Origin of the sequence: Kitasatospora sp. YST-16 (genome assembly GCF_026802215.1) — a bacterium.
In the GTDB taxonomy this organism is placed as follows: Bacteria; Actinomycetota; Actinomycetes; order Streptomycetales; family Streptomycetaceae; genus Kitasatospora; species Kitasatospora cineracea.
In genome coordinates, this window is record NZ_CP113837.1 from 1662437 (window position 1) to 1676631 (window position 14195).

The following is a 14195-nucleotide window of genomic DNA, read 5'->3' on the forward strand; positions in this document are numbered from 1 at the left end:
CCCCGCACCCGACCGCACCACCCGCACCGCCCGCCCAGCACTGTCCCTCAGGACACCACGTCCTTCGCCGCGAACCCGCGGAACGCCAGCGCCAACAGCACCACCGCGTACGACAGCGACAGCACCACGCCCTGCACCATGCCGCCCCACTCCAGTTGCGGCTGCAGCGCGTCCGCCCAGGCGTACTGCCAGTGCGCGGGCAGCCACTCGCGCAGCGAGCCGAGCGCGGTGACGGCGTCCAGCACGCCGGTGATGATGGAGGCGAAGACCGCGCCGCCGACCGCGCCGAGCGGGGCGTCCGTGGCCGTGGAGAGCCAGAACGCCAGTGCGCCGACCACGATCTCGGCGAGGAAGACGTACAGCACGGCGATCGCGAGCCGGGGCAGCGCCTCGGCCGCCGACAGCGTCGCCCCGGTGGGGAGCTTGAGGTCGCCCCAGCCGTACGCGGCGGTCCCGACCACCAGCCCGACGGCGGGCAGCAGCACCACCGCGGCCGCCGAGAAGGCCATCGCCACCGCGAACTTGCGCACCAGCAGCCGGGCCCGGGGCACCGGCGCGGCCAGCAGGTAGCGCAGCGAGGACCAGCTCGCCTCGGAGGCCACCGTGTCGCCGGCGAACAGCGCGACCGGGATGACCAGCAGGAAGCCGGTGCCCATGAACAGCAGCGTGGCGGCGAAGTTCGCCCCCGACGCGGTGGCCAGCTCGATGAACGTGGTGCGGTTCTCCCGCCCGGGCGTGCCGCCGATCTGGAACGCCGCCAGCACGACGAACGGCAGCACGGCCAGCACCCCGCCGACCACCAGCGTCCGGCGGCGGCGCAACTGCCGCATCGCCTCGACCCGCAGCGGCAGCGTCCGCCCGGGCCGGTAGCCGGGCGCGGCGGTGTCCCGCCCCGCGCCGAGCACGGTCGCGTCACTCATGCCGTCCCTCCGTCCACAGCCCCACGTCCGCCACCGACACCGTCACTGACACCGACCTCGCACCCGACGCCCCCGCTCATGCCTCGGCCCCCCGGATCAGGGACAGGAACGCGTCCTCCAGCCGGCGCTGCGGGCCGATGCCGGTCACCGGCACGCCCAGGCGCACCAGTTCGGCGGTCAGCCGGCTCGCGGGCAGGCCGTCCAGCCGGACCAGCAGCCCGGCGTCCACGGCCTGCGCCTGCGCGATGCCGTCCAGTGCGGCCAGCTTCTCGGCGACCGCCTCGCCTCCGCCGAAGCCCGCCTCGACGGACACCAGCAGTTGCTCGCCCGCGCCGGTGATCTCCGCGGTCGGCCCGGCGACCACGAGCTGCCCGCGTTCCATCACCACCAGGTGGGTGCAGGACTGCTCGACCTCGGCCAGCAGGTGGCTGGAGACGATGACGGTGCGCCCGGCGGCGGCGTAGCGGACCATCACCTCGCGCATCTCGCGGATCTGCGGCGGGTCGAGCCCGTTGGTGGGTTCGTCGAGGATCAGCAGGTCGGGCAGGCCGAGCATGGCCTGGGCGATGGCGAGGCGCTGCCGCATGCCCTGCGAGTAGGTGCGGACGGCGCGTTCCAGGGCCTCGCCGAGGCCGGCGATCTCCAGCGCCTCGGCGAAGTGCGCGTCCTCGACGGGCCGTCCGGTGGCCGCCCAGTACGACTCCAGGTTGGCCCGGCCGGACAGGTGCGGCAGGAAGCCGGCGCCCTCGACGAACGCGCCGACCCGGGAGAGCACCGGCGCGCCGGGCCGGATCGCGTGGCCGAAGACCCGGATCTCGCCCGCGTCGGGGCGGATCAGGCCCATCAGCATCCGCAGCGTGGTGGTCTTGCCCGCGCCGTTGGGGCCGAGCAGGCCGAGCACCTGCCCGGTCTCCACCCGGAAGGACAGGTCGCGCACCGCGTACCGGTCGGTGGCCCCCCGGTACTTCTTCGCCAGGCCGGTGATCTGCAGCGGCACGTCGGCGAGCGCCGGGTCCGGGGCGGGGGTGGTGTCGCGGCGCCGCCGGGCGAGCACCAGCAGCGCGCCGAGCGCCAGCGCGACCAGCGGCAGCACCCAGGTGCGGTTCGGCAGCGGTGCGGCCTCGGTGCGCAGCCCGGGCACCGTCGGGACGCTCAGCGGGCCGGCCGCGGAGACGGTGTAGGTGGCGGCCTGCGCGGGCGAGGCGTACGCCAGGTCGGTGCTGGCCAGCACCAGCCGCAGCCGGTGCCCGGCCGGGAACTCGTGGTCGACGGCGGGCAGCGCGACCTGCACGGTCCGGCCGCCGTCGGCGTCCGCGCCGGTCACCCGCAGCGGGGCGACGAGCTGCTGCGGCAGGGTCTGCTTGCCGTCGGGGGCGACGTCGTACAGCTTGGCGAACAGCACCGCCTCGGGGGTGTCGGCCTTCACCCGCACCTGGACGGCGGGCGCGCCGGTCAGGTGCAGGGCGCTGCCGAGCGGCTGGGAGTCGAAGGAGGCGAACTGGCCGGGGAAGTCGATGGACAGGCCCGCCCCGACGGAGGAGAGCTGGGCCAGGGCGCCGATGCCGGGCAGGGTGGAGATGTTCGGCGGGGCCCCGCCGGGCGGGTTGGCGATCCGCTGCTCCCGGCCGGTCAGCGCGACCTCCTGCCGGGCCGTGCCGTCCAGGCCGGGGTAGGCGTCGGCGTCGGCGCCGCGCAGCACGGCCTGGAAGCCGGTCGAGTCGACGCCGCCGGTGCGGGTGACCCGGAACGCGGGGCCGGTGTCCGCGCCGGTGCCCCTGAGGTAGTGGTCGAACCAGGCGGTGACCCGGGCGTCGGCGCGGGTGCTGGTCTCCTGGCCGCCGTCGTGGCCGGCGCCGAACCAGTCCACCGCGACGGGGGCGCCGTTGGCGGCGACCGCCTTGGCGATCCGGTCGCCCTGGTCGAGTGGGAAGAGCGAGTCCTGCTGGCCCTGGACGACCAGCGTCGGGACCTTGATCCGGTCGGCCACCGAGGCGGGGCTGGAGTGCTCCAGCAGCTTCACCGCGTCGGCGTCCGGCCGTCCGGCGGCCGCGACCCGGTTGTACATCGCGCACAGCTCCTCGCGGAACCGCCCGCAGCCCACCGGCCCGGCGGCCGGAGCGGACGGAGCCGCCGGGGCGGCCGGAGCAGCCGGGGCCGACGGTGCGGCGGAGCCGTCGCCGAAGGCGGCCGAGGAGCCGGTGGTGAAGAAGATCCCGGCCCACAGCTTCTTGAAGACCCCGTCGGCGGCCGAACTGCCCTGCGCGGCCTGCGGGAACAGCGCGTCGGCCAGGTCGAACCAGGTGATCTGCGGGGCGATCGCGTCGATCCGGCTGTCGTACCCGGCGGCCAGCAGCGACACCGCGCCGCCGTACGAGGCGCCGGTCACGCCGACCCGCGGGTCGCCGGGCCCGTCGAGCTGCACCTCGGGGCGCCGGGCCAGCCAGTCCACCAGCCGGGAGACGTCGGCGACCTCGCGTTCGGGCTCGTTCAGCCCGATCTGCCCGGTCGACTTCCCGAACCCGCGCGCCGACCAGGTCAGCACCGCGTACCCGTGCCGGGCCAACTCCTCGGCACGGGAGCGCAGTTCGTCCTTGGAGCCGCCGAAGCCGTGCGCCAGCAGCACGGCCGGCCGCCGTCCGGAGCCGCCCGCGGTGAAGAACGAGGTGTCGATCCGGACGGTCTCCGGGCTGCCCGCGCTCTCCGGCAGGTCCAGGAACCGGTCCTCCCGGTGCACCCGCTCCGGCTGCCCCGCCACCGCGACCGCCCCGCCGCCGACCAGCAGCGCGGCCGCCACCGCACCGGCCAGCACCGCCCTGCGCCGGGTCAGCCACCTTCGCCACGCCCCACCGAAGCCCATGGCGGTGATCCTAACCGGGCGGCAGGTAAGGAACCCATCAGCCCGCCGACGATCCGGTCCCGCTCCCTCCCGGCCCGGCTGACGAACCGCCACGATCCCCCACGATAGGGTGCGAATCCCCCGTTGCCGGACGCCAGCGAGGTGACCCGTGCTCTGGCCGCTCGCCAGCCTGCTCACCGCCGTCTTCGCCACCCTGTTCGCCGGCTGGCTGGTCGACCAGACCCTCCAGCGCCTCGACGCCCGCCACCCCGACGCCCCGGTCTGGGCCCAGCTGCGCCGCTGCCGCGTCCCGCTCCAACTGGTGCTGCTCTCCGCCCTGCTGCTGGCGGCCCAGCCGGTGCGCCGGATCTTCCACAGCGACGACGACGCGCTCCGGCACGGCGTCCTGCTGGTGCTGATCGGCTCGCTCGGCTGGCTGACCGTCCGGGTGCTGGCCGCCGTCGTCGAAGCCGCCTTCAGCCGCTACCAGACGGTCACCGAGGACGCCTCCCGCATCCAGCGGGTGCGCACCCAGCTCGGCCTGGTCCGCCGGGTCGGCTCCGCCGTGCTCTGGACGGTCACCGCCGGCGCCCTGCTGCTCACCTTCGACGCCATGCGCACCGTCGGCGCCAGCCTGCTCGCCTCCGCCGGCATCATCGGCATCATCGCGGGCATCGCCGCCCAGTCCGCACTCGGCAACTTCTTCGCCGGCCTGCAGATCGCCTTCAGCGACACCGTCCGGATCGGCGACACCGTCGTGGTGGACGGCCAGCAGGGCACCGTCGAGGAAATCACCCTCTCCTACCTGGTGCTGCGGCTGTGGGACGAGCGCCGCCTGGTCGTCCCGGTCTCCTACTTCGTCTCCAAACCGTACGAGAACTGGACCCGCCGCGACCCCGGCCTGCTCGCCTGGGTCCTGCTCCACCTCGACCACCGCACCCCCGTCGACGCGCTGCGCGCCGAGCTGGAGCGCTACCTGGCCGGCAGCGAGCTCTGGGACGGCCGGGACTGGTCCCTGGCCGTCTCCGACACCACCCCGTCCACCGTCGTGGTCCGCGCCACCATGACCGCCCGCGACCCGGACACCACCGCCGCCCTCCGGCTCGCCGCCCGCGAACACCTGCTGGCGTACCTGCGCGACCACCACCCGGAGTCCCTGCCGCGCGTGCGCACCGACTGAACGCGCGGCAGGACCGCTCCGCCGCTACAGCACCCGGGTCATCGTCCGGTGCGGGATCCCGGCGTCGTCGTACACCGGCCCCTCGGCCGCGTACCCGAGCCGCTCGTAGAACCCGAGCGCCTGCACCTGCGCGTGCAGCTCGACCTCGCGCGCCCCGTGCTCGCGGCCCAACTCCTCGACCGCGCGCACCAGTTGCGCGCCGAGGCCGGTGCCGCGGGCGGCCGCGACCACGGCGAGCCGGCCGAGCAGCACCCGGCCCTCGGTGCCGCCGGTCATCGCCAGCGCCTCGGCGCCGTGGATCAGCCGGGCGGTGCCGAGCGCCGCGCCGTCGGGGCCGACGGCCAGCAGGTGCGCCGAGGTGGCGTCGTACTCGTCGTACTCCAGCTCCGGCGGCACGTTCTGCTCGACCACGAACACCTCGTGCCGCACGCCGCGCGCCAGCGCCATCTCCGCGTCCCCGTCGACCACCCGGATCGACACGCCCGTCAGCGGGGTGCCCATCTCAGCTCTCCGCCGCGATGACGTCCAGCGCGTGCTGCAGGTCCTCCGGGTAGCTGGAGGTGAACTCCACCCAGCGCCCGTCCTCGGGGTGCTCGAAGCCCAGCGAGACGGCGTGCAGCCACTGCCGGGTCAGGCCCAGCCGCTTGGCCAGCGTCGGGTCCGCGCCGTAGGTGAGGTCGCCGACGCAGGGGTGGCGCAGCGCCGACATGTGCACCCGGATCTGGTGGGTGCGGCCGGTCTCCAGCTTGATGTCCAGCAGCGACGCCGCCCGGTACGCCTCGATCAGGTCGTAGTGCGTGACGGACGGCTTGCCGTCCCGGGTGACGGCCCACTTCCAGTCGCTGCTGGGGTGCCGGCCGATCGGCGCGTCCACGGTGCCGGACAGCGGGTCGGGGTGGCCCTGGACCAGCGCGTTGTACTTCTTCTCGGTGACCCGGTCGTGGAACTGCCGCTTCAGGTCGGTGTAGGCCCGCTCGGACTTGGCGACCACCATGATCCCGGAGGTGCCGACATCCAGGCGGTGCACGACGCCCTGGCGCTCGGCGGCGCCGGAGGTGGAGATCCGGTAGCCGGCCGCGGCCAGGCCGCCGATCACGGTGGGGCCGGTCCAGCCCGGGCTGGGGTGCGCGGCCACGCCGACCGGCTTGTCGATCACCACGACGTGGTCGTCGTCGTGGATGATCCGCATGCCCTCGACGGCCTCGGCGACGATCTGCACCGGCGCCGCCGGGGCCGGGATCTCGACCTCCAGCCAGGACCCGGCGGTGACCCGGTCCGACTTCCCGGCGACCGCGCCGTCCAGCGTCACCTTGCCCTCGGCGGCGAGTTCGGCGGCCTTGGTGCGGGAGAACCCGAACATCCGGGCCAGGGCGGCGTCCAGCCGCTCGCCCTCCAGGCCGTCGGGTACGGGGAGGCTACGGGTCTGCGCTGCGATACTCACCCACCCGAGTATGCCCGACCCGCACCTCCCCCCGACCCCACCGGCCCCCGTCCCACCGCCCCGCCCGAGGCCCCGCCGCGCACCGGCCGGAGCCCCTCCAGGGCCCCTCCAGGCCCCCTCCGCACCCTGGCCGCCGACCGCCCGGGTCCGCCTCCTAGCATCGGTCTGCACCACCACACGACGGCCCGGTCAACGGGGACGGGGCCGAACACGAGGGGGAAGTCCCATGAAGGCCCGCACGATAGGCACCGCCGCCGCGGCCGCGGTGGCCGCGCTCGCCGCCCGCGACCTGCTCCAGAAGCGGCACGCGCTGCTGCGCAACTTCCCGGTGGCCGGGCACGCCCGCTACCTGCTGGAGCGGATCGGCCCGGAGCTGCGGCAGTACATCGTGACCTCCAACGAGGAGGAGCGTCCGTTCAGCCGCGACCAGCGCAGCTGGATCTACGCCTCGGCCAAGGAGGAGAACAACTACTTCGGGTTCGGCACCGAGGTGGACGTCGCGCACGTGCAGGGCCACGCCTACCTGAAGCAGCGCACCTTCGCCGGCCCGCTGCCCGACGCCCACGACCCGCAGGCGCCGCTGCCCTCGGCCAAGGTGCTGGGCGGCCCGCGCGGGCGCGCCGGGGCGTTCCGGCCCGCCAGCGTGGTCAACGTCTCCGCGATGAGCTTCGGCTCGCTCTCCGGCGCCGCGATCACCGCCCTGAACGAGGGCGCCGCGCAGGCCGGGGCGCTGCACAACACCGGCGAGGGCGGCCTGTCCCCGTACCACCGCAAGGGCGGCGGCGACCTGGTGCTGCAGCTGGGCACCTCGTACTTCGGGTGCCGCAACGAGGACGGCAGCTTCAACCTCGGCAAGCTCAAGGAGGTGGTGGCGTCCGCCCCGGTCCGGGCGATCGAGATCAAGCTCTCGCAGGGCGCCAAGCCGGGCCTGGGCGGCATGCTGCCGGGCGCCAAGGTGACGCCGGAGATCGCCGCGATCCGCGGCATCCCGGTCGGGCAGGACTGCGCCTCGCCGTCCCGGCACAGCGCGTTCGGCGACGCCGACTCGATGCTGGACTTCGTCGAGCTGCTGGCCGCCGAGACCGGCCTGCCGGTCGGCATCAAGAGCGCGGTCGGCGAGCTGGGCTTCTGGCAGGAGCTGGCCTCGATGATGGCCCGCGGCGACCGCGGCGTGGACTTCGTGACCGTCGACGGCGGCGAGGGCGGCACCGGCGCGGCCCCGCGGATGTTCGCCGACTCGGTGTCGCTGCCGTTCCGGATGGGCTTCTCCCGGGTCTACGGCACCTTCGCCGAGCTGGGCCTGACCGACCGGCTGACCTTCATCGGCTCCGGCAAGCTCGGCCTGCCCGAGAACGCCGCGGTGGCCTTCGCGCTGGGCGCCGACATGGTCAACGTGGCCCGCGAGGCGATGCTGTCGATCGGCTGCATCCAGGCCCAGAAGTGCCACACCGACCGCTGCCCGACCGGCATCGCCACCCAGAACCCGTGGCTGGCCCGCGGCATCGACCCGGCCTCCAAGGCCACCCGGGCCGCGGTCTACCTGCGCACCCTGCGCCGGGAGTTGACCAAGGTCTCCTCGGCCGTCGGCGTCGCCCACCCGTCGCTGATCACCCCCGAGGACATCGAGGTGCTGAACGGCGACTACGAGGCCCGCACGCTGGCCTCGGTCTACGGCTACAAGGAGGGCTGGGGCCGGCTCGGCCCGGAGCTCGCCGAGGAGATCACCGCCCTGCTCACCGCCTGAGCCGTCGGGCCTCAGCGCACCAGCAGCGCCACGCCGACCGCCGCCGTCGCCGCCAGCACCACCACCGCGGCGACGTGCACCGCGACGTCCCAGGCCCAGGAGCGCCGGTCGGCCGCCGGGTCCAGGGTGAACTCGGCCGGGTCCGCGGGCGTGTGATACACCGTCACCTCGCGCCCGCGCGCCCGCGCCGGGTCGGCCAGGTGCGCGGTGCAGTGCGCGGTGACGGCGGTGCCGTCCCGGGTAGTGAACACGACGACGGGGGTGAGGGCGGTGAGGGTCGAGCCGTCGTCCTCGTCGACCCGGTCGTCCCGGAACACGGCGACGATCCGCCCCGGCACCGCGTCCATCACGGCCAGCCGCTCCCGCTTCGCCCTCCGGTCCCGGACGGTCCACGGCAGGTGTCCCAGGCCGGACAGCGCCCACGGACCCGCGCCGCCGACCAGCGCCCACGGCCAGGCCCAGCGGACCGCGGCCAGCGCCACCAGGCCCGCGTACACCGCGAACAGCGCGCCCGCCGGGCCCGCCAGCCCGCGCGAGGGCGGTTCGGGGGCGTTGGCGAAGCGGTGCTCGTCGGGTCGGCCCCTCGGGTGGCTGACCCCGATCTCCCGGCCCGCCCAGGCCGCGGTGAGCGTCTCGCCGCGCCCGTCGTCCCCCTGGACGACGACCTCCCGCCCCGAGTCCGGGTCCCGCCAGGAGACCGTCACCGGGATGCCGCCGATCCGCGAGGCGCCGTGCCGCACCTCGCCGACCCGCTCGATCCGCCCGGCCAGCCGGACGGTCCGCTGCGCCTTCGTCACCCCGGCCAGCGAGCGCACCGTGCCGACCAGCGCCACCGCGCCCCACGCCGCGCACCACAGCCGCAGGAACCAGTCCCACCCCACGCGCCCTCCCCGGCCGCCGCCTTCTCCCGGAGCACTCTGCCCGATCGGACGGCCCCGGACACACCGGTGCCCGCCGGACCGGGTCCGGCGGGCACCGCGGGCGCGGGGCGGGCTCAGCCCTCGCCGCCGCCGTCCTGCTCCGCCGGCTCCTTCTTCGCCGGGGCGCCGTGCACGGTGCCGTCCGGGTTGGAGCCGCGGAAGGAGAGCAGCACCACCAGGATGCCGCCGCAGACGATCGCCGAGTCGGCCAGGTTGAAGACCGCGAAGTGCTGGACCGAGATGAAGTCGACCACGTGCCCGCGGAACACCGACGGGGAGCGGAACAGCCGGTCGGTGAGGTTGCCGAGCGCGCCGCCGAGCAGCAGGCCCAGCGCGATCGCCCAGGGCAGGCTGTACAGGCGGCGGGCGATCCGCCAGATCACCACGATGACGCCGGCCGCGATCGCGGTGAACAGCACCGTCATCGCCTGGCCCATGCCGAACGCGGCGCCGCCGTTGCGGATCACCTGGAAGGTCATCCAGTCGCCGATCACCTTGATCGGCTCGCTGCGGCCCTCCAGTCCGGAGACCACCAGCAGCTTGGAGCCGAGGTCGATCAGGTAGGCGAGCACCGCGACGGCCAGCAGCAGGCCGATCCGGCGGCGGCGGACCACCACGCGGGCGCCCTCGGCCGCGGTCGCGCCGGCCTCCTCGGCCGGGTGTTCCGGCTCGGCCGCCGGGCGGCTCACCGGCTCACCCGCCCCGCTGGGTCGGGCGGTGGGGACGGCGTCGTCCTGGGTCTGGTGGGAACCTGGCGTGCTGATGATCCGCTCCGCTGCCGTGTGGAATGCCGGGTGGAATGCCGGTCGACGTACTGGGGACGAGGGTACGGCACCACCCGCCCCGTTGGCCGCCGCGGCCGGAAACCTCCGGCCCGCGGGGACGGCCGACCGGCATCCGCGGTCAGCGGCGTTCCTGCTTGGCCTTGCAGCTGACGCAGAGCGTGGCGCGCGGGAAGGCCTGCAGGCGGGCCTTGCCGACGGGCTGGCCGCAGGACTCGCACAGGCCGAAGCCGGTGCCCTCCAGCCGGGCCAGGGCGCGCTCGGTCTGGGCGAGGCTGTCGCGGGCGTTGCTGGCGAGCGCGAGCTCGCTCTCCCGGTTGATGTTCTTGGTGCCGGCGTCGACCTGGTCGTCGCCCGCGCCGTCGTTGGAGTCCCGCATCAGACCGGCGACGGCGGCCTCGGAGGCCTCGATCTCGGCGCGCAGGCGGACGATGTCGGCGGCCAGCTCCTCGTGCAGCTCGGCGACCTCCTCGGCCGTCCACGGGTCCTCGCCGGGGCGGACCGGCAGCTCGGCCGGGTCCACCGCCTCGGCGCCGCCGCGGGCTCCCGCGCCCGCCGGCACGTGGGTGCGGCTGCTCGCCGCGGTGTGTCCGGTGGTGCCGGTCTTTCGCCGCGCAGTACTCACGGTCCCCTCCCCTGGGTCGCCCGCCACGGCCTCGCGCGACCTCCTGGTCACGGTTCCTGTCGCCTTCTCAGCCATGGCTTTCGACCTCATTCACGAATGATCAGAAGCGTCGGTTCCCGACGATCTTGCCGGTCCCGGAACGATAAACCCCATCGAATCGCCCCACAACGGGACATACCGAAGCGCCTCACCGATCCCACCCGCGCAGCCGCCGTCGGGCCGGCGCTGCACAAGTTGTGCCCAGATCGCCCCCGGCTAACCACCCGGCCCCCGGCTCGCGGGTGCGCAAAGCGGCTTGCGGGGGCCGATACACTGGGCCCTGCAAGGCGCAGATGGGACGAGTACCGACGTACGCAGCCAGGAGCGACCCGGGGGCGGTGGGAGCCCGGGGGTGTGCGCGGCGGGAAGATCACCCCGGAGCCGCCGGAAGAACGGCCCGCGTGAGCGGGCCCAGTAGAACCGGCCGCAAAACCCAAAGAGAGGGCCGCAGCGCGCGCGGTCAAGGAGGGTGGTACCGCGGGGCGGCTCGCCGTCTCGTCCCTCCGTCGGAGCCAGTCCACGCATCCGCCGGAGGTTGAACGCCCGCCATGCCCCCCGTCTACAACGCCGTCCCGAACGCCGTCGACCTGCCCGCGCTGGAGCACGGGATCCTGTCCTTCTGGCAGGACAACCAGGTCTTCCGGCGCAGCCTGGAGCAGTCCGAGGGCCGCCCCGAGTGGGTGTTCTACGAGGGCCCGCCCACCGCCAACGGCATGCCGGGCGCGCACCACATCGAGGCCCGCGTCTTCAAGGACGTCTTCCCGCGCTTCCGCACCATGAAGGGCTACCACGTGGCCCGCAAGGCCGGCTGGGACTGCCACGGCCTGCCGGTCGAGCTCGCGGTGGAGAAGGAGCTGGGCTTCTCCGGCAAGCCGGACATCGAGAAGTACGGCATCGCCGAGTTCAACGCCAAGTGCCGCGAGTCGGTGACCCGGCACACCGACGCCTTCGCCGAGCTGACCGAGCGGATGGGCTACTGGGTCGACCTCGACCAGGCCTACCGCACCATGGACCCGTCCTACATCGAGTCGGTCTGGTGGTCGCTGCAGCAGATCTTCGACAAGGGCCTGCTGGTCCAGGACCACCGGGTCGCCCCCTGGTGCCCGCGCTGCGGCACCGGCCTCTCGGACCACGAGCTGGCCCAGGGCTACGAGACCGTGGTCGACCCCTCGGTGTTCGTCCGCTTCCCGCTCACCTCCGGCCCGCTGGCCGGCACCGCCGCCCTGCTGGTGTGGACCACCACCCCGTGGACGCTGGTCTCCAACACCGCCGCCGCCGTCCACCCCGGGGTGACCTACGTGGTCGCCACCGACGGCACCGAGCGCCTGGTGGTCGCCGAGCCGCTGCTGGCCAAGGCCCTCGGCGAGGGCTGGGAGGCCACCGGCGAGTCCTTCACCGGCGCCGAGATGGAGCGCTGGGCCTACCGGCGACCGTTCGAGCTGGTGGAGATCCCGGACGCGCACTACGTGCTGACCGCCGACTACGTCACCACCGAGGACGGCACCGGCATCGTCCACCAGTCGCCCGCCTTCGGCGCCGACGACCTCGCCACCTGCCGCCGCTACGGCCTGCCCGTGGTCAACCCGGTGGAGACCGACGGCACCTTCGCGCCCGAGGTTCCGCTGGTCGGCGGGGTGTTCTTCAAGAAGGCCGACGAGACCCTGGTCGCCGACCTGCAGGCCCGCGGCCTGCTGTTCCGCCACCTCCCGTACGAGCACAGCTACCCGCACTGCTGGCGCTGCCACACCGCGCTGCTCTACTACGCGCAGCCGTCCTGGTACATCCGGACCACCGCCGTCAAGGACGCGATGATCCGCGAGAACGAGGCCACCAACTGGTACCCGGAGACGGTCAAGCACGGCCGCTTCGGCGACTGGCTGAACAACAACATCGACTGGGCGCTGTCCCGCAACCGCTACTGGGGCACCCCGCTGCCGATCTGGCGCTGCGCCGACGACCACCTGACCTGCGTCGGCTCGCTCGCCCAGCTCTCCGAGCTGACCGGCACCGACCAGTCCGGCCTGGACCCGCACCGCCCGTACATCGACGAGGTCACCTTCCCCTGCCCGCAGTGCTCCACCACCGCGGTCCGGGTGCCCGAGGTGATCGACGCCTGGTACGACTCGGGCTCGATGCCGTTCGCGCAGTACGGATACCCGTACCGCAACAAGGAGTTGTTCGAGAAGCGCTACCCGGCGCAGTTCATCTCCGAGGCGATCGACCAGACCCGCGGCTGGTTCTACACGCTGATGGCCGTCGGCACGCTCGTCTTCGACAGGAACAGCTACGAGAACGTGGTCTGCCTGGGCCACATCCTGGCCGAGGACGGCCGCAAGATGTCCAAGCACCTGGGCAACATCCTGCAGCCGATCCCGCTGATGGACCAGCACGGCGCCGACGCCGTCCGCTGGTTCATGGCCGCCGGCGGCTCCCCCTGGTCGGCCCGCCGGGTCGGCCACGGCACGATCCAGGAGGTGGTCCGCAAGACCCTCCTCACCTACTGGAGCACCGTCTCCTTCCAGGCCCTGTACGCCCGCGCGGCCGGCTGGTCCCCCTCCGCGAACGACCCGGCCCCGGCCGACCGCCCGGTGCTCGACCGCTGGGTGCTCTCCGAGCTGAACACCCTGGTCCGCGAGGTCGACGCCGCCTACGAGGCGTACGACACCCAGCGGGCCGGCAAGCTGCTGTCCGGCTTCGTCGACGACCTGTCCAACTGGTACGTCCGGCGCGGCCGCCGCCGCTTCTGGCAGGGCGACGCCGCCGCACTGGCCACCCTGCACGAGGCGCTGGAGGCCGTCACCCGGCTGATGGCCCCGCTCACCCCGTTCATCACCGAGCGGGTCTGGCAGGACCTGGTCGTCCCGGTCACCCCGGACGCCCCGCTCTCCGTGCACCTCAGCAGCTGGCCGGTCGCCGACGAGACGCTGGTCGACGCCGAGCTGTCCCGCCACGTGGCACTGGTCCGCCGCCTGGTCGAGCTCGGCCGGGCCACCCGCGCCGAGTCCGGCGTCAAGGTCCGCCAGCCGCTGTCCCGCGCGCTGATCGCCGCCCAGGGCTGGGAGGAGGTCCCCGCCGACCTGCGGGCCCAGATCGCCGACGAGCTCAACGTGCTGGCCCTGGAGTCCCTCGCCGAGGTCGGCAGCTCGCTGGTCGACACCTCCGCCAAGGCCAACTTCCGCGCCCTCGGCAAGCGCTTCGGCAAGGGCGTCCAGGACGTCGCCAAGGCCGTCGCCGCCGCCGACGCCGCCCGGCTCTCCGCCGAGCTGCGCGCCACCGGCACCACCTCGGTCGAGCTGAACGGCGAGAGCGTCGCGCTCTCCCCCGAGGAAGTGATCATCACCGAGACCCCGCGCGAGGGCTGGTCCGTCGCCAACGAGTCCGGCGCCACCGTCGCCCTCGACCTGGCGATCAGCCCCGAGCTCAAGCGCCTCGGCGTGGCCCGCGACGCGATCCGGCAGATCCAGGACGCCCGGAAGAACTCCGGCCTGGAGATCACCGACCGGATCCACCTCCAGCTCACCAGCACCGACCCGGAGACCCGGGCCGGCCTCACCGAGCACCAGTCCATGATCGCCGCCGAGGTCCTCGCCGAGTCCCTCGGCCTGACCCTCACCGACCCGGACGCCCCGCGCTTCACCGACGAGAACCTCGCCCTGGAGTTCACCCTCCGCAAGGCCTGATCCCCCCGCAGTTCCCCGCGCCCCCGGC

General features: G+C 74.1%; 10 protein-coding genes. 3 read left to right on the forward strand and 7 right to left on the reverse strand.

What is annotated here, in order from left to right:
• Positions 1-47: 47 nt before the first annotated feature.
• On the reverse strand, positions 48-920 hold the full coding sequence (locus tag OU787_RS07545; RefSeq protein WP_051818070.1) for an ABC transporter permease: 873 nt from the start codon (positions 918-920) through the stop codon (positions 48-50).
• A 76-nt stretch (positions 921-996) separates the two neighbouring features.
• Positions 997-3777: an alpha/beta fold hydrolase gene (locus OU787_RS07550; RefSeq protein WP_268658901.1), complete on the reverse strand. Its 2781-nt coding sequence runs from the start codon at positions 3775-3777 to the stop codon at positions 997-999.
• 148 nt (positions 3778-3925) lie between these two features.
• On the opposite strand from OU787_RS07550, the gene OU787_RS07555 reads away from it, so the two are divergent.
• Positions 3926-4936, forward strand: a complete 1011-nt coding sequence (locus OU787_RS07555; RefSeq protein ID WP_268658902.1) for a mechanosensitive ion channel family protein — start codon at positions 3926-3928, stop codon at positions 4934-4936.
• Between the two features lie 24 nt (positions 4937-4960).
• Here the strand turns inward: OU787_RS07555 and OU787_RS07560 are convergent, their stop codons facing one another.
• Positions 4961-5437 (reverse strand): GNAT family N-acetyltransferase, encoded by a 477-nt coding sequence (locus OU787_RS07560; protein ID WP_268658903.1) that lies wholly within the window; start codon positions 5435-5437, stop codon positions 4961-4963.
• A gap of 1 nt (position 5438) precedes the next feature.
• Positions 5439-6377 (reverse strand): RluA family pseudouridine synthase, encoded by a 939-nt coding sequence (locus OU787_RS07565; RefSeq protein WP_268658904.1) that lies wholly within the window; start codon positions 6375-6377, stop codon positions 5439-5441.
• A gap of 226 nt (positions 6378-6603) precedes the next feature.
• Here OU787_RS07565 and OU787_RS07570 point away from each other — a divergent pair, with 226 nt between their 5' ends.
• Positions 6604-8121, forward strand: coding sequence for an FMN-binding glutamate synthase family protein (locus OU787_RS07570; RefSeq protein WP_268658905.1), 1518 nt, complete (start codon positions 6604-6606; stop codon positions 8119-8121).
• A gap of 11 nt (positions 8122-8132) precedes the next feature.
• Here OU787_RS07570 and OU787_RS07575 read toward each other — a convergent pair whose 3' ends face one another.
• The 3 genes from OU787_RS07575 to OU787_RS07585 form a co-directional block, all read right to left on the reverse strand.
• Positions 8133-9002 carry a DUF3592 domain-containing protein gene (locus tag OU787_RS07575; RefSeq protein WP_268658906.1) on the reverse strand — a complete coding sequence of 290 codons (870 nt, stop codon included), beginning with the start codon at positions 9000-9002 and terminating at the stop codon, positions 8133-8135.
• A 113-nt stretch (positions 9003-9115) separates the two neighbouring features.
• Complete coding sequence (lspA, locus tag OU787_RS07580; protein ID WP_442788624.1) at positions 9116-9808, reverse strand: signal peptidase II; 693 nt, start codon at positions 9806-9808, stop codon at positions 9116-9118.
• A 136-nt stretch (positions 9809-9944) separates the two neighbouring features.
• Entirely contained in the window at positions 9945-10448 is a 504-nt protein-coding gene (locus tag OU787_RS07585; protein ID WP_035956970.1) for a TraR/DksA family transcriptional regulator, read from the reverse strand.
• 587 nt (positions 10449-11035) lie between these two features.
• On the opposite strand from OU787_RS07585, the gene ileS reads away from it, so the two are divergent.
• Complete coding sequence (gene ileS / locus OU787_RS07590) at positions 11036-14167, forward strand: isoleucine--tRNA ligase (RefSeq protein ID WP_268658908.1); 3132 nt, start codon at positions 11036-11038, stop codon at positions 14165-14167.
• The last annotated feature ends 28 nt before the right edge of the window (positions 14168-14195 follow it).

Excerpts from the sequence above, each read along its gene's own strand:
- OU787_RS07550 (WP_268658901.1), bottom strand. The coding sequence starts at position 3,777 with ATGGGCTTCGGTGGGGCGTGGCGAAGGTGGCTGACCCGGCGCAGGGCG.
- OU787_RS07545 (WP_051818070.1), bottom strand. The coding sequence starts at position 920 with ATGAGTGACGCGACCGTGCTCGGCGCGGGGCGGGACACCGCCGCGCCC.
- OU787_RS07570 (WP_268658905.1), top strand. The coding sequence starts at position 6,604 with ATGAAGGCCCGCACGATAGGCACCGCCGCCGCGGCCGCGGTGGCCGCG.
- OU787_RS07560 (WP_268658903.1), bottom strand. The coding sequence starts at position 5,437 with ATGGGCACCCCGCTGACGGGCGTGTCGATCCGGGTGGTCGACGGGGAC.
- ileS (WP_268658908.1), top strand. The coding sequence starts at position 11,036 with ATGCCCCCCGTCTACAACGCCGTCCCGAACGCCGTCGACCTGCCCGCG.